This is a genomic window from Caulobacter sp. BK020 (assembly GCF_004342605.1).
In the GTDB taxonomy this organism is placed as follows: domain Bacteria; phylum Pseudomonadota; class Alphaproteobacteria; order Caulobacterales; family Caulobacteraceae; genus Caulobacter.
Window position 1 is genome coordinate 281,171 of record NZ_SLZL01000002.1, and the last position, 17,714, is coordinate 298,884.

A 17,714-nucleotide genomic window follows, 5' to 3' on the forward strand; every position below is an offset into this window, starting at 1 on the left:
CCGATCAGCCCGCGGCCGCGACCCGGTCCGCGCAGGATTTCTCCTGCCAGACCACCTCGGACACGGTGACATTGTAGTGCCCAGGCGGGCGGGTGAAGCGAATCTCCATCCTGCAGCGTACGCGTTCCACGCTGCCGGGCGCGACGGGAAAGAACAGGACGTAGTTCCACCGCCGCCGGACGCTCTCCGCGAAGTGCGGCGGGCCCAGCAGGGGATAGATGCTGAACTTGTCGACCCCGGGCGTGATCAGCCGCACGGACGTCGGGCTGACCGTCACGCCCAGCTTGTCACGCTCGCCCGGAACCTCGTGGAAGGCGGCGGGATCGACCGACGCCACATAGGTCGTCGCGGATGGGGAAGGGGTGTCGCGAGCGACCGCCGCGACCGGGCTCGCGAGGCTGAGTCCTGAAAGGATCGCAAGGGCGAGGCGCTTGGCTTTCATGGTGTCCTCCTTTGGAACGGGGCAAATGATGGCGGGATCAGAACTGGAAGCCGATGCCGAGATTGGCGCCGGTGCGTTCCTGGGTGTCGTAGGTCGCGCCAGCCTTGAGGATGGTGCGGCCGTCGTCCATGATCCGCGACAGGCCCATGGCGAAGGCGGATTGCCCGCCATAGGTGCCCGCGCCCAGGGAAAGCATGCTGCGGCCCGGTTCATAGGCCTGGGGCAGGCCCGCCGCCGCCAGCGCGCCCGCGTTGCCGGCGAAGGCCTCGCGCCGCGCCTTTGACATGTCGACCACGAAGCCCTGCATCCGAGCATCGGTGTAGGCGTTGGCGGTCGAGATCGCGTTCGACAGCCCGTCGTTGAGCTGCTGGACGTTGACCGCGTCGGTCGGCGCCACGCCAGCGGCGACATTGTGCAGCGTCGTCGCCTGACCGCCCGGATTGAACGTCACCGCATTGCCGCCGGCGTCGTACTGTACCGAATTGCTGGCCAGTTGCTGGACCTGGTGAAGTTGCGAGCCGTTCACCGCGTCGGTCGAGGTGGCGGTCACCGCGCCCGCCCCGACGTTGCGGACCACATTGCCGCCCATGTCCACGCTGGTGTTCTGGCCCACGGTCAGGCCGCCGTTGGCGTTGATCACCCCGTTGAAGGTCGGGTTGTCGGCCATGGCGATCTGCAGCTGAGCGCCGTTGAGGGTGACCACGGTGTTTGTCCCCGCGGTCACGTTGAGGGTGCCGTTGGACGGGACGTTGGTGGCCGGGCCGCCGTTGGCCTGGATGTTCCAGCCTGCGCCCGCCGTCTGGTTCAGGGCCTGCAGCGCGTCGTTGACGCTGCTGTAGTTGGCGCCGCCGACGTTGAGACTGGTGGTCACCGCGCCGGTCGTGGCGTTGTAGCTCGAATTGCCGCCCAGGCCGGCCGCCACGCTGTCGCCGAGATTGGTGACGTTGGAGCCGAGATTGGTGACGGTGTTCTCGACCGTGGTCACCCGGCCGTCCAGGTTGGTGACCGCCGTCGTCTGGGCGCCCAGGGCGTCCCCGACACTGGTGTAAGTGTTCCCGCCCACTGTGTAGGTGGGCGCGGTATAGGCTCCGGTCGTCGGGTCGTAAGAGGCTCCGCCGCCCAGCGCGCTGGCGGTGTTCTGGGCGACCTGGTTGAGCTGGCTGACGTTCACCGCGTCGGTCGGGGCCGACCCGGCCGCGACATTGGTGATTTGCCGCTCGGCGCCGGCGCTGCCCACCGAGACCTCGCCCGCCGAGTTCAGCGGCGCGGCCAGGCCGTAACCCGCATAACCGGTCCGCGAACCGATCGCGGTCGTCGCGCCCGCGCCCAGGGCGACGCTGCCCGAGAAGCTGGCGTTGGCGCCGGGGCCAATGGCGATCGACTGGATGCCGTTGGCGATCGAGTTGGTGCCCAGGGCGATGCCGTCGGCCTGCGAAACCTGGGCGTTCTGGCCGATGGCGGTTCCGCCCGGAGCGGTCATCTGCACGACCGCGCCATTGCCGATGCCGATGCCGTTGTCGCCGTTGACGACCGTGGTCGGGCCGACCGCCACCGAGTCCTGCCCGACCGCCAGCGAGTCGACCGCCGTCGAGTTGGCGTGGAAGTACCGCACCGGCGTCACCGAGACCGAGCCGATGGCGCCCTGCAGCTGGCGCAGGGTCACCGCATCCTGTGCGCTGGTGCCGTCGGCGACATTGGTGATCTGGCGATACTGGCTGGTCGTGGCGTTGCCGACCGAGACAGCGCCCAGCAGCGTCGCATCCGTGGTGTTGTAGGGCACGAAACCGATGCCGGCCGCGATCGTGCCCGAGACCGGCGCGATCGCCCGATCAGCGACCGAGCCGGAGCCCAGCGCCAGGGCGCCGTCGATGCTGGCGACCGCGTTGTTGCCCAGGGCGACGCTATCGGTGTTGTTGGCCACCGCCTGCGGGCCGACCGCCACGCTGTCGGTCCCAACCGCCTGGCTGTCGGCGAGGATCGAGCTGGCGCGGAAATACTTGATGCCGCCGCCGTTGTTGATGGTGGTGAGCTGGTTGGTGAGGCTGGTCAGGCCGCCATCGACCGCCGTGAGGCTGTCGAACAGCGTCGTATAGTTGCCGCCCAGGATGGTGTAGGTCGGTCCGGTGACGGTTCCGTCCGGATTGACCGTCGAGCCGCCGCCCAGATTGTCCGCGATGCTCTGGCTGACGCCGTAGAGCTGCGAGCCGTTGACCGCGTCAGTGCTGGTCGACGACACGGCGCCCGCCGCCACATTGGTCAGGTTCTGGGCCGCGCCCGGCGCGGCGCCGGTTCCCCCCGGCGCCACCAGGGCCAGCTGGTTGGCCGTTCCGGTCTGCTGCACCGGACCCGCCGTCCCATTGTTGACGCTGTTGGTCAGGTTGGTGATCGCGGTGGTGTTGCCGGCGATATCGGCGGTGTTGGTCGTCACCTGCTGGTTGGTGGCGAACAACTGGGAACCATTCACCGCGTCGGTCGAGCCGCCATTGAGCTGGCCCGCCGCCACATTGGTGATCGTCCGCTCGGCGCCGGCCGCACCGACGCTGACCGTGCTGAGCGGGGTGGTTCCAGCGAAGCTGTAGACGTTGCCGCCGATCGTCGCCCCGGCCGTGCCGACCGCCGCGCTGGTCGTGCTGCCCGAGCCCAGCGCGATGTCGCCGGCGTTGTTGGCCACCGCGTTCGGGCCGATGGCGACGCTGTCGGTTCCCAGGGCCTGGCTGTCGGCGAGGATCGAACTGGCATGGAAATATTTGATGCCCGCGCCGCTGTTGATGTTGGTGACTGTGCTGTTGAGATTGGCGATGTCCGTGGTGTTGGTCGTCACCTGCTGGTTGGTGGCGTAGAGCTGCGAGCCGTTGACCGCGTCGGTGCTGGTCGCCGACAGCGCGCCGGCCGCCAGGTTGGTCAGGTTCTGGGCCGCACCGGGCGCGGCGCCCGTGGCGCCAGGCGCCACCAGCGCCAGCTGATTGGCCGCGCCGGTTTGTTGCACCGGACCGGCCGTCCCATTGGTGACGCTGTTGGTCAGGTTGGTGATCGCGGCGGTGTTGGTCGCGATATTGGTCGTGTTGATCGTCACCTGCTGGTTGGTGGCGAACAGCTGCGAGCCGTTGACCGCGTCGGTTGAACCGCCATTGAGCCGGCCCGCCGCCACGTTGGTGATCGTCCGCTCGGCGCCGAGAGCGCCGATGCTGACCGTGCTGAGCGGGGTGGTTCCGGCGAAGCTGTAGGCGTTGCCGCCGATTGTCGCCGCGGCCGTGCCGACCGCCGCGCTGGTCGTGCTGCCCGAGCCCAGCGCGATGTCGCCGGCGCTGGCGATCGCCGTCGCGCCATTGCCGAGCGCGACATTGCCCGCGAGGCCGGCCGCGCCGGCGGTCGAGCCGTTGCCGAGCGCGATGCTGCCCTGGCCGATCGCGCGGTTGTTGTTGCCGATCGCGACGGCGCCGTTGGCCTGGTTGGCGACGGTCGCTGTGGCGGTCCCGTCGCTGTTGGCGATGTTGTTGGCGCCGCCGGTGAAGGCGCCCGCGCCGCTGGCGTAGCTGGGATCGCCGATCGCCACCGCGCCGTCGCCGAAGGCGGTGTTGGAGCGCCCGATCGCCACCGCGCCGCCGCTGGCCGTACCGGCGTTGGCGGTGCTCGCATTGCCGATGGCCACGTTCACGCCGGTCGCGCCGGTGCTGGCGAGGTCGCCCACCGCGACCGAAGATGCGCTGCCGACCGTGGCCCTGTAGCCCAAGGCGAGCGACTGGCTGAAGTTGGCCGTCGTGTTCTGGCCAATGGCGATAGCGCGAATGCCGGAGGCGGACGCTGGAGTCCCGAGGACGCCGCTCGCAGGGTTCCCGCCACCGATGGCAATGGCCCCGATTCCCGTCGCACTTGCCCCGGTCGGCTGGTCTGAGGAGGTCGCTCCTATCGCAATGGCGAAGGTGCCGCTTCCGATCGCCGCGTTCCCAAGCGCGACGCCGCCGGTGCCGGCTGTGGCTCTTCCCCCGATAGCCGTTGCGACGCCCGCAGTGGTCCGCGCCGAATCGCCGAGCGCAACCGAGCCAGTGGTCTGGCTGGGTATGCCCACGGCCTGATTGACAGCGCCGTTGCCGATGGCGACGCTGTTCCATGCGGCCGAAACCGCGCCCGATCCCATGGCGATCGAATTTGATCCGGTCGCGCCGTTGTTGCTGTAGTTGCCGCCCGTCACGCCGCCGTCATTGACGCTGAGATAGTGGATGGCGGTGGCCGTCACCGTATTGCTCAGCGTGGTCACCGCCTGGTTGGTGGCGAACAGCTGCGAGCCGTTGACCGCGTCGGTCGAGCCGCCGTTGAGCTGGCCTGCCGCGACGTTGGTGATCGTCCGCTCGGCGCCGAGCGCGCCGATGCTCAGCGTGCTGGTCGGGCCCGTGCCGGCGAAGTTGTAGGTGACCCCGCCGATTACCGCGCTGGTCGTGCCGACCGCCGTGGCGGTGACCGACCCCGAGCCCAGCGCGATGTCGCGGGCGTTGTTGGCCACCGCCGTGTCGCCGAAGGCCAGGGCGCCGGCCGCCAGCGCGCTGCTGGTGTTGCCGATGGCGACGCTGCCCTGGCCGACGACGGTGTTCTGGTAGCCGATGCCGACCGCGCCCTGCGCCGCCGTACCGGCGGTGCTGACCGCCTGGCCGCCGCCGCCGACCATGTTGGTGTTGCCCATCGCCACCGAGCCGTCGCCGGTGGCGGTGTTGTCCTTGCCGCTGGCCACCGCGCCGTTGCCGGTCGCGGTGTTGGGATCGCCGATCGCCACCGCGCCGTCGCCGCTGGCGACGTTGCCCGCCCCGACCGCAACCGCCTTGCCGCCCGTGGCGGTGGAGCTGCTGCCGATGGCGACGGCGTCGGCGGAGTCGGCGAGGGTGTTGGTCCCCATCGCAATGGCGTTAGATCCGCCCGCGAAGGAATTGTTCCCCAGCGCGGTCGCGCCTCCCACCCCGCCGGCCTGTCCGCCGTCTGATACGGCGTTAAAGCCCAGAGCGACGTCGTTGGTGGCCGTGGCGAAGGAATACGAGCCGATGGCGGTGCCGCTCGCGCCGGTGGCGATGGCGAGGTGGCCGATCGCCGTGGTGTCGGCCTGGGATGCGCCCACATCCGTGCCGATGGCGACGGCGTTCGCGGCGCCGGCGCTCGCCGTCCCCCCGGTCGGGCGCGTGCCGATATAGATGGAGTTCGCCCCGGACGCGACCGAGCCCAGGCCGAGCGCGATGGCGTTGGTGGCTGACGCGGCGGCGTTGTTGCCGACCGCCACGGACGAGGCCCCCGCGCTCTGGGCTCCCGAGCCCGCCGCGACAGAACCGACTCCGCCTGACACCGCCAAATTGCCCAGGGCGAGGGCGAAGTCGCCGGAAGCATTGGCGTTCGGGCCAAACGCCGCCGCGTGTTGCGCCGTCGCATTGGCGGCAGGACCAATCGCGGCGCTGTTAAGCGCCGATGCCACGCTTTGGCGTCCTATCGCAATGGCGTTGGTCTGAGACGCCGTCACGTCGGTGCCGATGGCGACGGCGCTTTCCGCGATGGCGCCCGTGCCCGAAATGGTGCGCGCGCCGAAATAGACCGAGTTCAGCCCGGTCGCGGCGGCCCCGCTTCCGATGGCCGCGCCATTGGTCCCTGTCGCCAGCGCGTTCTTGCCGATCGACGTCGTGGCGTTGCTGGCGACGCCGATACCGGCGTTGGTGCCGATCGCGATATTGTCGTTGCCCGTGACGAGGTTGCCCGCCGAGGCCTGCAGTGTCCCGTCATAGGTGACGGCGCCGTCGCCGGTTCCCAAGGCGAGGTTGCGTGTTCCAGAGACCCCCGAGCCGGCGCCCCTCATGACGCTGGGAACGCCGCCGCCAATGGCGGTGTTCTGGGCGCCGCTCACGAGCGTGCCGGCCGCGACGCCCATCGCGACCGAACTTGAATTGGCCACGGTTGAACCGGCGCCGGCGCCCTGACCGACCGCAACCGTGCTGCTGCCGATCGCCAGAGCCTGTGCACCCAGCGCGAGCGAACTGTTTCCCGTAGCCCGGGCGCCGTTTCCGACGGCGGTGGCGGCGCTATTCGTCGCTTGGCTGAAGCTGCCGATCGCGACAGCATTGGAGGAGGTCGCCTGGCTCGATACGCCAACGGCCGTCGCGGCGGCGCCGGCGGTGGCCGTTGAGCCGATGGCGGTTCCGCTGGCGGCGCTGACAGTGGAGTTGACCCCAAAGGCTGATGCTCCGTCCGCGAGGGCGCGGGCGTTGCCGCCGATGGCGAGGGCGTTGACGCCAGTCGCGTTCGCGAAGACACCCATGCCTATGGCGTTAAGGCCATTGACGCTCATCGAATAGCCGATGGCGATCGAAGCGTTGCCCGTTGCGCTGTTGGAGGTGCCCAACGCCACGCTTTCCACGCCATTGGCTTGGGTGCTGTTACCGATGGCGATGGCGTTTGCGGCTGACGCCGTGCCGCCGCCGGCCTGGTACTGCGCCTGGGCCGGGGCGGCGAGGCCGAGCGCGATGATCGCGGCCAGGCCGCCGATCGCGCTGGCCGGACGCAGCCCGCCGCCGGCGCCCAATGCGCCCAGGCCCAACCGGTCGCGCTTCAATCCAAGCACCCGATGGGCGTTGCGGAGCGCGGCCATCAGCCGGCGGCGTTGCGACCAGCGCGGCCCGTTTGCCCCGCCCGTCCAGTTGCGGACGAAACCAGCGAGACGACGATCCTTCGACACGTAGGTATTCATGGCTACGCTACCCCTCAATGCCGGCCCGCCAGCCCCTTGGACGTTGGCGAGAGCCGCGATCTGGGCCCGCTTCACTGCTCCCGTGCGGCGGGCGCCTGTCCGCACGATCGATCCTGCGAGCTTCGCCGACAGGCGGCGCGGTTCACTTGCGCTGGGTCATTCCGGACAGGGTGACCACCACGCAGTTGGAGCCGCTGGGGATCATCAGCGCCTGGCCCTGGGTTCCACCCAGTCGGTACTGCCAGACGCCCAAGAGGGCCTCGCCCGCCGTGCTTCCAGCCGGAAGGAGGCTGACGACCTCGGCGCACGGCTTCTGGAAGGGAGCCACGCGCACCAGATAGCCTTCGCATCCGTCAGCGCCGGGCGCGGCGAGGGCGATCCCGCCGGCGACCCCCTTGAGATCGGGCAGGTCGTAGCTCATGCCCATCACCCCTTGGACGATATGGGCGTCGGGGGCGCTTTTATCCGCTTCGGTCTTGACCGAGAACGCCGCCCCACGGGTAAGGCCCTGGCCGAGCGCCTCGTAAAGGTTCGCGCAGCTCTGCGCGCCGACCTTGTTGGCCTGGTCGCGGAAGACAGCGGCGTTCCCCTGGGCGGCGGTCGTCGCCGCAGCCGCGATGGGCGCTAGGAGACCAATGTCGACAACCAGCGCGAGCCCCACAACAGCCGCGAAAACGCGACGCCGGCGATTTCCGCCCGCCAATACTTCAGTCATCTTCGCCATTAGCCCTCTCTTTATGCCGATTAACGCCATTCTGGATGCCTTCGCTCCGGAAATGGCGTCACCTTCTCGCTTAGGTGGCATGCATTGCGGAGCGAACGGCCCAAAGCATTAACGAATGGTTAACAGGATGCTGCTGGTCCAGTTGAATTTATCGATATCAATTGCTAAAACGCCGTGGGAAATAGTATATCTATATTATAAATTGCGTATATATGGCGAGTTTCGACCGTCCTTTCCGCAAAATTACTTAAGATGAATTCAAAAATGGAGTTTAATTTCGATATTTCGGCGTATTTTGGTGACATGTGATGTATTTATAAGTATATATGGAAAAAAACGAAACGATCATTTCTCAAAACAGTGATGCTGAAGTTGTTGTGGGTGACGGGCTGTTTCTACAGGATTTGCCCCAGCGAGTTGGTAGTATAAATCGTATGATGGAATGGCGACGAGATATATGTGTTGCTGCGATATAGTTGACGGGGTGGTCGGGATTGCTGTCGGATGTGAATTGAAAATGGTTCTCGGGTAACGCTTGGCGCTTGTTCTATACTTATCTCTTATAGGTGCTTCGTATTGCAAACCGTCTAAGGGAATGTGTGCGTGGTGGCGCGTTCGTGGTTAAAGTAGACGAAATTCGGAGTAAATTTTTGCAAATCTGTCAAGAATGGAAGTATCTATTACCTTGGCGGTGATGCAAATGCCAGATGGTGGAGCAGTTTTGCATGTATAGATGAAGAAATGGAACGTAAAATAATGTTACATCATAAAATCTACCGAAATATATAGCGATTTTCCGAAATTATATAAGGATATAGAAGCGTAAATCAGGCTTTTATAAGTAAAGCTGAATCTATACGATTTCCGATTTGGCGTCGCTTTTTAAACGACAGTTTCGTCTCGATGATCGTCATCGTGGGCCGAACCGCCTCAAGCGAAGCTGTACCGTAGGGAGCGGGACGTTCTGGATTTGCTTTGCTTCCGTCCTCCGCCACCGGAATCGGCGTGACGGGAAACTCCGATTCCTGGGCCGCCGGTCATCGGGAGGGCGATCCAAGGGCCGCGTCCAGCTCCGCGCGGGCCATGTCCATGTCCCGACGGAAGATCGGCGAGGCGTGTTCCGCCGCATAGATCACCGCGCCGGCCTGGAGGCCGGCTTCCGTCGCGCTGAAGGTGTGCGAGCCGCAGACATAGCGGCTTTCGGCATAGTCGCGGCCCCGCGCGTAGAGGACGGCGGCGCGGGAGGGGGCCAGCTCGGCCAGGATCATCGCCACCTGCTCGCCATGGACGGAGTGCCCGGACGGATAGTCCGGATTGCCGGCCAGGTGGTCGCTCCTGGGCTCGCAGATCGGAGCGGCCTCCTTGCCGATATAGGGGCGTTTCGTCCCCCAGTAGGTCTTGGCCAGGCCGACCACCGAGCGATCCTCGCCGGCTCGTTCCAGCAGGGCGGTCAGCACCGGCGCGGCCTGGGGCGTCAGCCTTACGCCCAGGGCCTGGGCGAAGTGCTCGTACATGGAGCCGTCGACGTCGGCGGCGGCCTGGGCCCAGCGAGGCGTATCCTTCAGGGCGCGGGTCTGGTCGAAGATCGCCGCGTCGGCGACGGCGCGGGGCGAGTCTGGGGAGGGCGGCGGGGCCAGGATCCTGGTCAGGTCCGGCCGGGCCTGGGGTGTGAGATAGCCGCGCGCCGGGACGCCAGGTAAGGATTCCAGCGCCACGCCATCGCAACGATCGGCCGCCCGCACGGGGTTGCAGACGGCGACATCGCCTCCCGTCAGGCGCACGGTATAGCCGCTGGCGAAGCGCGGATCGGGCCAGAGGTAGTCGGTCGAGACATATTGCGCGCCGCTGGTCAGGGCGGCGCTGCGCTGCTTCACATCATTGTTTCGTGCGGCCCAGGTGTCGACGTCGGCGCGCGTGCGGACGATGAACCCCGCCTTCACGGCGGCGGCGATGCGGTCCTTCTGGGCGATCGGATCGTTGAGGGTCAGATAGGCCGCGTCCGGCGAGGCCTCGTCGGTGTTGACGAACATCGCGCGGCCCTCCAGCGATCGTCGCGTGCCCCGATAGGCCGCCACCTTGGCTGGGCTCTCATCCAGCGCGAAGAAGACCTTGCCGCGCGAGGCGGCCAGACTGGGCCAGCCGTCGGCCAGGACCGCCTCGCGCAGGGTGGCGCGCCGGCCGCGCACCAGGTCGGGGGTGATCAACTGACCGTTGTCGAACACCGAGCGGATCTCGGTGTCGAGGGCGTCGAACGTCTTTTCGTCGAAGGGCAGGGGGACCACCCCGCCGGGAAGGCTGGCCTGACCGTCCTTGGCGTTGAGCAGGATCAGGATCGGCACGTGGTCCGGATGGGCCTTGGACCAGGCCTTCACCTCGGTCAGGCACGCGACGAAGGTCGGGCATGAACTGCGGAAGTCGACGTCCGGCATGTGCAGGACCTTGAAGCCCGGCCTCGCCAGTGCGGCGGCGATGTTGGGCGACAGGACAGTTCCGTGCCCCAGGGCTGTCAGCGGTTTGGCGTAGAGGCCGCCGCGCGGGTCGGCGACGACGTCGATCTCCAGCTGTCTGGCCCCGGCGTCCAGCTGCTCGACCAATGGCCGGTGGGCATAGTCCACGCCCAGGGCGGCTTGTCCGCGTGCGGCGACCATGGCGGCCATTTCCTCGGGCGGGATCGCCAGCTTGTAGCTGTTATGCGTGCCAACGGTGGTGAGGTCGTTCATGTGCGGGGTGGCGGCGGCAGCGGCGCCCAGCATCAGCGCGGCAACGAGACTCAGCATGGGGCTCTCCGAAGGTCGCGGTCCGACTAGCGGCGCTCGATGACGGTTTCGCGTCCGTGGCGACGCCCCGCCGCTCCGACGTCACAAACCCTTATTCGAAACGAGAACGGGGAGTCACGGAACACCCCTAACGCCCGGCCTCTCGCCGGGCGCTCAACTTGAGCCTGTCTCCCTCCGGCGCCAGTACAGGGGCTTTTCATGTCACCAATCAAGAAGGCGCTGGTCATGAGCGCCGCGGCCGGCGTGCTCGTCACCGTTCTGCTCACCGGTTCGGCTCAGGCCGCCGAGGTCGCACCGACTTCCGCGCCGGCCGATCCGGGCGCAAACGCGGTCGACGAGGTGGTGGTGCAGGGCTTTCGCAAGTCGCTCGGCGCGGCGCGGGCGGCCAAGAAGGACAGCGCCATCGTCGCCGACGTGATCGTGGCCGAGGACATGGCCAAGTTCCCCGATCTCAACCTGGCCGAGTCGCTGCAACGCCTGCCCGGCGTGGCCATCAACCGCGAAGGCGGCGAGGGACGTCGGGTCAGCCTGCGCGGCCTGGGTCCCGACTTCACCCGCGTGCAGCTGAACGGCATGGAGGTGCTGGGCAACGTCGATTCGCCCATGGACAGCCGCGGCCAGACCTCGCGTGACCGGGCCTTCGACTTCAACATCTTCGCCTCCGAGCTGTTTTCGAAGGTCGATGTGCGCAAGTCGTTCTCGGCCGAGCAGGACGAAGGCGGCATGGCCGGCACGGTCGGCCTCTACACAGCCAAGCCGTTCGACTATGCGGGGACCAAGGCCGCCTTGTCTCTGCAGGGCGGCACCAATTCGGCGACCAAGGACTTTCAGCCGCGCGGCGCGGCGATGGTCAGCAAGAACTGGGACGACAGGTTCGGCGTCCTGGTCTCGGTGGCCTATTCCAAGCGTCAGACGCAAGAACAGGGCTACAACACCTACGCCGCCCCGACGACCAAGGCCCTGGCGGCCAATGTCGTCAATCTCAGCGCCGCCGACCAGGCCAAGGCCATGAACGGCGAACTGATCTTCCAGCGCGGCAATCGCCTGACCGTCTGGGGCTCGGACCAGGAGCGCCTGGGCGTGACGGCCGCGCTGCAATGGCGTCCGGTCGAGAACCTTACCCTGACCCTCGACGCCTTACACGGCAAGTTCACCAACGAGCGCGACGAGAACAGCCTGGCCACCCGCGCCACCCTGAACTCGACCATCCTGGGCGCGGCCACGCCCCATTCGGGCAATCTGGTCAGCCCGCCGCCAGTGCTGAACGCCATCCAGTACGACCGGTATAACACGGTCGTCTACGCCGATGTCGATAACACCGTCTTCGCCACCGAAACCCGCCGCCAGCAGACGAAAAACACCTTCGACCAGCTGGTGCTGACCGGCGAGTGGAAGGTCACCGACCGGCTGACGGTCGACGGCCATATCGGTCGGGAGACGTCGGACTATGACATTCCGATCTCGGACAAGTTCTATACCGAGGCGTTCGGGGGACTGATCACCGACTATCGCGGCGACACGGGCCACAACACCTACAAATGGAACACCACCGATCCGAACAACTACCGGGCCCACGAGATCGATTTTTCGGCCACCTACCAGAGCACCGAGTTGAAGAATGGTGAGCTGAACGCGGCTTGGGAATTGAACGACGCCCTGACCTTGAAGGCGGGGGGCTCGTATCGCGGCTTCGAGAACTCGGGCTTCACCCAGACCAATGACGACGTGAACAAGACGGCGTGGGAAAAGGGCGCGCTGGATGACCACGTCACCAGCTACTACACGATTTTCGACAAGCACCACGACCAGTCCTGGGTGAACGTCGACTTCGACAAGGCCCTGGCCTTCTACGGTGTCACCCGCACCCTGGGCGCGCCCAAGGCGATCTATCAGGTCGAGGAGGACACCAAGGCCGGATACGTCCAGCTGGACTGGAAGGCCGCCCTGTTCGGCAAGCCGGTGCGGGGCAATGTCGGCCTGCGCGCCTACGACACCGAACTGACCTCGTCGGGCGTCATGGCGGTCAAGGGCGTCAATACGCCGACCGAGGCCAAGAAGAGCTATTCCGGCGTGCTGCCGGCCTTCAACGTCGTGCTGGAAGTGTCAGACCAGTTCCAGGTCCGCGCCGCCGCGGCCCAGAACATCAACCGCCCGTCGCTGGCCGCCTATGCGATGAACGGCACGATCAGCGTCGATGGGACGAACGTGACGGTGTCGACCGGCAATCCCAACCTGAACCCCTACACCTCCGATGAGTTCGACCTGTCGGCCGAATGGTACTTTGGCGGCATCGGCATGCTGACCGCCGGCGTCTTCCACAAGAAGATCGACGGTCTAGTCAGCAGCCAGACCGTCAACAATGTCGCCTACGCCAGCACCGGCCTGGCCGAAGAGCTGTATCCGGGCGTCACGGGCTCGACGATCGTGACCTCCTACACGCGGTCGGTGAACCTCAACGAGGCGACCCTGACCGGCCTGGAGCTCAGCGCCCAGAGCGACTTCTTCTTCCTGCCGGGGCCGTTCAAGAACATGGGCGTCGTCGCCAACGTCACCTTCATCGACTCGGAGACGACCAACCTCGTCAACGGCAAGCCCCAGAAGGGCGCGATTTACGGAATGTCCGACCTGAATCACAACGTCACGCTCTATTACGAGACGGCCAGGTGGGGCGCGCGGGTTTCGTCGAACTACCGCTCGGACTACACGATCGATAGCGGCGGCTTCAAGGCCACGACCTATGTCGATGCCGCGGCCTTCTACCAGCTGACGCCGAGGCTGCGCCTGACGCTCGACGCCGTGAATCTCTCCAACGAGCGCGAGTCCCAGTACAACAGCTACAACAACGGGTTCGGCGCGATCGGCGCCCGCCGGCTGTGGAACGACACCACCAGCGGCCGCACGGTGTTCGTGGGCGCCAACATGCAGTTCTAGCTTCCGCAGAGACAGCCTCGCGGGGCCGCTCGAAGAACGCTTCGGGCGGCCTTTGCGATTCCGAAATCGCCCTACAGATTGTTGTTGAGCTCGGCGACGACGTCATAGGCGTCGCCGCGATAGTAGGATTGGGTGAACTCCGCCGCGCGGCCGTCCGGCAGGAAGCCGCGTCGTTCGATCAGCAGTCCGGCGTCGCCCGGACGAACGCCCAGCGTTTCGGCCTGCTCCCTGGTGAAGGTGACGGCGCGGAGGCGCTGCAAGGCCCTCACGGGCCGATAGCCGGCCTTGTGCAGCGCGTCGTACAGGGAGTCCTCCACCGCATCGAGCGAGGGCAGGCAGTAGGCCGGGATGGTCGAATATTCCAGGGCCATGGGCGAGTCGTCGGCGTAGCGGATCCGATGGAACCGGTAGACTGGCGCACCGGGAGACAAGACCAGCGAGAGCGATTCCTCGGGCGTCACGGCGCCGAGCGAACGATTGATCCAGGCGCTGTGGGGGCGGCGTCCTCGCGACAGCATGTCCTCCGAGAACGAGGACAGCTTGGAGAAGCTCTTTTCGACCCGGCCCGTGACGAAGGTGCCGGCGCCGCGGCGGCGGCTGAGGAGGCCTTCGTCGACCAGACCGCCGAGGGCCTTGCGCACGGTGATGCGGGAAACGGCGTATTCCTCGGCCAGGTCCCGCTCGGGCGGGATGGCGACATCCGGTGTCAGGACGCGGCGCTTGATCGCGTTTCGCACGACCCGCTGCAGTTGCAGGTACAGCGGCGTCGTGTCGTCAGCCTCGAGTCGACCCACGGTGTCGGAGAAGGACATGGGCTTGCCTAGGTCTTTCATGGGAAGCGAAGTCTCGGGCGGCTGGAAGGGATTAAAACGACCTGCCCCTTCCAGGGAGGCGGGCGGAGGGAAGGCTCACGTGGACCGTCCTGGAGTGACTAACCAGGCGCATACCACCTATGAGACCATTTTCAGCCCAATGAGCAACTAACATCAATTTGCTTTAATTACCACGTTCTGGCAGGGGCAAAACCGGCCAAGTGCGGTCTAAAGCCGCAAATTAACTCGCGCCATCGTCGCGAAAAAATATCATATATTACAATAGCTTATTTTCATTGTGGCCGAGATCCATCGCCAAAAACCGCCGGTCGTTTCAGAATTATATATGAAATTTAATTTACTAATTGACGAAAGTGGGAGCCCAAACGTAGGCTCAGGCTCGCATCAGGTATTCCAATGGTCCTGGATTGGTCTCTAGGGGTCTCGGAGCGCTTGAGCGGCTGTCGTGGCGACGGTCTGGCGAGGGTGGGTGCTGCGGCGCCCAAGGGGAGGGGACTCGAAATGAGCCTCAAAGCACATATTCTGCTGACGACCGCTCTGGCGGGGATGTTCGTGGCCGGCGCGGCGTCGGCCCAGACGGCCAGCGGCGCGACGACGGTCGACGAAGTCGTCGTCACCGGTCTGCGTGAGAGCCTGAAGAAGTCGATCCAGGTCAAGCGCGAGGCCAACGCGGTGGTCGACGTCATCACCGCCGACGGCGTGGGCAAGTTCCCTGATCGCAACGTCGCCGAAGCCCTGGCCCACGTGCCGGGTGTCAGCGTCGACCACCAGTTCGGCGAAGGCGAGCGGGTCGCGATCCACGGCACCGATCCGGCCCTGAACCGTATCCTGGTCGACGGCCACAGCATCGCCTCGGCCGATTGGGGCGGCAACCCGTCCGACCGATCGAGCCGCAGCTTCAACTATTCGCTGCTGGCGCCCGAGATCGTGGCGCGCGCCGAAGTGTTCAAGTCGCCGGAAGCCCGGATCGACGAAGGCAGCCTGGGCGGCACGGTCATCGTCCACACGCGCAAGCCACTGGACCTGGACGCCAATACGTTCTCGGGCTCGCTCGGCTACGCCTACAACGACCGTTCCGAGAAGGGCAATGCGCGCGCCTCCGGCCTCTACAGCTGGAAGGACAGCACCGGCAGCCTCGGCGTCCTGCTGGGCGCCACGTACGACAAGCAGCACCTGACCCGGGCCGGCGTCGAATACTTCGGCTACAGCGGCGGCGACAGCTTCAATAGCGCCTTCACCTACGACGCGGCCGGCAACGTGACCGGCGGCCCGACCATCAACGGCGCGGCGCCGACCAACGCCAGCCTGGCCACCCTGCGCGCCTCCCGCCTGCCGTGCTGCATCAACTTCGCCTATTTCGACCAGACGCGCGAACGGGTGGGCCTCTCGGGCGCCGTGCAGTACAAGCCGACCGACGACCTGGAGTTCCTGCTCACCGGCCTGCATATCGACGGCAAGTACAACAACTACAGCCAGTCGGAATATTCGGTCGCGGTCTGGACGCCGACCACCCTGCAGGCCGCCACGGTCAACAACGGCCTGATGACCCAGGGCGTGTTCGGTCCCAAGTCGAACGGCGACACCGCGCAGCTCGACACCAACTACCGCAAGACCACGATCAAGAACGACAGCATCAACTTGGCCGCCAACTGGCGTAAGGGCGACTGGGACATCCACGCCGATGGCGGCTACACCAAGGCCACGGGCGGCAAGGATCCTGAGTACCTGTTCTCGGCGATGACCAGCGCCGGGTTCACCTATGCCTTCGACGGCAAGAACACGACGGTAAACTATACGTCGGACCCGAGCGTCCCCGGCACCTTCGCCAGCCGCAAGAATGGCACGGTCACCCGCAACGGCCAGACGTTCACGGGTTTCCAACTCGGAGGCGTCTATACCGGCGTGACCTCGGACGAAGAAACCTACGGTCAGGTCGACTTCAAGCGCGACGTGGAATGGGGGCCTTTCAACAAGATCCTGTTCGGCCTGAAATATTCAGACCACAGCAATCAGGAATCCTCGGCCGGCACGTCCGACTATTCGGACACGCCGTTCAGCTTGGCGGACATCAAGACGATCACCACGCCCGATGACCTGTTCAGCGGCCTGGGCGCCAGCGGCAACGCCACCCAGTTCACGACCATTCCGAAGGAAGAGGTAATCCGTCTGCTGAAGGCGAGAAAATACTCCTTCTACAGCATCGACTACGGTTCGAGCTTCAAGGTCGATGAGAAGATCGCCGCCGCCTACGTTCAGGCCAACTTCGACCAGAACGGCTGGCGCGGCAACATCGGTGGCCGCTTCGTCAACACCAAAGACGACTCCACCTATTGGCTGAGCAGCGACAACGGTAACACCTATACCCAGACCACGGTTTCCAAGAGCTACGACAAGTTCCTGCCGGCTTTCAACGTCGCCTATTCGGTGACGCCGGACATCGTGGTGCGGGGCGCCGCGGCCCAGGTCATCGCCCGTCCGCGCTACGGCCAACTGGCCGGCGCGTTCAGCCGGGACGACAACCAGCACACCGCGGGCGGCGGCAATCCCAACCTGAAGCCCTATGAAGCCCTGAACCTCGAATTGTCGGCCGAGTGGTACTTCGCACCGGGCGCCATGCTGGCGGCGGAAGTCTTCCACCGCGACATCAGCTCCTACGTTGTGTCCAAGACCACCGACATGCAGCTGTTCAATCCGAACACGCAGCGCACCGAAACCTATAGCGTCACTTCGCCGATCAACGCGCAGGACGCCAAGGTCAACGGCCTGCTGGTGTCTTTCCAGAGCGATCTGCCCTGGGGCTTCGGCATTCAGACCAATGTTTCCTACTCGGAAGCGGAGGTCCAGGACTACAACATGCCGTTCCTGTCGAAGTACACGGTCAACGTCATTCCTTATTACGAGAAGGGACCGTTCCAGGCGCGCCTTAGCTACAACTATCGCTCGTCGTACTTCACCGGTATCGGCCGTCTGAACTCCAAGGACAGCACCGACGGCTACAACCAGCTCGACTTCTCGGCCTCGTACAAGTTCACCGATCGTATGTCGCTGAACCTGAACGCCCAGAACCTGCTGGACGAAACCTACTATTCGTATAGCGGCACCAAGGACGCCCCGACCGCCTTCTACAAGAACGGTCGCGTGCTGGCCCTGAGCTTCGCGTACAAGATGTAGCGTTTACCTTTCTCCCCGACTGGGCTGTCGCCGTGACTGCAAGGCGGCGGCAGCCCGTTTTTTGGGGGGAACAAGATCCGGCGTTCCGGTGCCGGGGCTTAAGACGATTTCGGGCGTACGGACC

The 17,714-nt window shown here is 65.7% G+C and carries 6 protein-coding genes and 1 pseudogene; 2 read left to right on the forward strand and 5 right to left on the reverse strand.

The window, feature by feature from the left end; all coding sequences use genetic code 11:
* Positions 1-4: 4 nt before the first annotated feature.
* The 4 genes and pseudogenes from EV278_RS03680 to EV278_RS24270 form a co-directional block, all read right to left on the reverse strand.
* Positions 5-442, reverse strand: a complete 438-nt coding sequence (locus EV278_RS03680; RefSeq protein ID WP_132086766.1) for an outer membrane protein assembly factor BamE — start codon at positions 440-442, stop codon at positions 5-7.
* A gap of 37 nt (positions 443-479) precedes the next feature.
* Entirely contained in the window at positions 480-7,154 is a 6,675-nt protein-coding gene (locus EV278_RS03685; RefSeq protein WP_132086768.1) for a hemagglutinin, read from the reverse strand.
* 142 nt (positions 7,155-7,296) lie between these two features.
* The gene (locus tag EV278_RS03690; protein WP_132086770.1) at positions 7,297-7,878 is read right to left on the reverse strand and encodes a hypothetical protein; all 582 of its coding nucleotides are present in this window, start codon (positions 7,876-7,878) and stop codon (positions 7,297-7,299) included.
* 1,736 nt (positions 7,879-9,614) lie between these two features.
* Positions 9,615-10,592, reverse strand: a pseudogene (locus EV278_RS24270) (phosphatidylinositol-specific phospholipase C1-like protein); the annotation flags it as partial.
* A 261-nt stretch (positions 10,593-10,853) separates the two neighbouring features.
* On the opposite strand from EV278_RS24270, the gene EV278_RS03700 reads away from it, so the two are divergent.
* The gene (locus tag EV278_RS03700) at positions 10,854-13,586 is read left to right on the forward strand and encodes a TonB-dependent receptor (protein WP_132086774.1); all 2,733 of its coding nucleotides are present in this window, start codon (positions 10,854-10,856) and stop codon (positions 13,584-13,586) included.
* 71 nt (positions 13,587-13,657) lie between these two features.
* On the opposite strand, the gene EV278_RS03705 is transcribed toward EV278_RS03700, so the two are convergent.
* Positions 13,658-14,398, reverse strand: coding sequence for a GntR family transcriptional regulator (locus EV278_RS03705; RefSeq protein WP_132086776.1), 741 nt, complete (start codon positions 14,396-14,398; stop codon positions 13,658-13,660).
* A gap of 522 nt (positions 14,399-14,920) precedes the next feature.
* On the opposite strand from EV278_RS03705, the gene EV278_RS03710 reads away from it, so the two are divergent.
* Positions 14,921-17,590: a TonB-dependent receptor gene (locus tag EV278_RS03710; RefSeq protein ID WP_132086778.1), complete on the forward strand. Its 2,670-nt coding sequence runs from the start codon at positions 14,921-14,923 to the stop codon at positions 17,588-17,590.
* The last annotated feature ends 124 nt before the right edge of the window (positions 17,591-17,714 follow it).

Bases quoted from the DNA above. Each gene is read 5' to 3' on its own strand.
- EV278_RS03690 (WP_132086770.1), bottom strand. From the start codon at position 7,878: ATGGCGAAGATGACTGAAGTATTGGCGGGCGGAAATCGCCGGCGTCGC.
- EV278_RS03685 (WP_132086768.1), bottom strand. From the start codon at position 7,154: ATGAATACCTACGTGTCGAAGGATCGTCGTCTCGCTGGTTTCGTCCGC.
- EV278_RS03705 (WP_132086776.1), bottom strand. From the start codon at position 14,398: ATGTCCTTCTCCGACACCGTGGGTCGACTCGAGGCTGACGACACGACG.
- EV278_RS03680 (WP_132086766.1), bottom strand. From the start codon at position 442: ATGAAAGCCAAGCGCCTCGCCCTTGCGATCCTTTCAGGACTCAGCCTC.
- EV278_RS03710 (WP_132086778.1), top strand. From the start codon at position 14,921: ATGAGCCTCAAAGCACATATTCTGCTGACGACCGCTCTGGCGGGGATG.
- EV278_RS03700 (WP_132086774.1), top strand. From the start codon at position 10,854: ATGTCACCAATCAAGAAGGCGCTGGTCATGAGCGCCGCGGCCGGCGTG.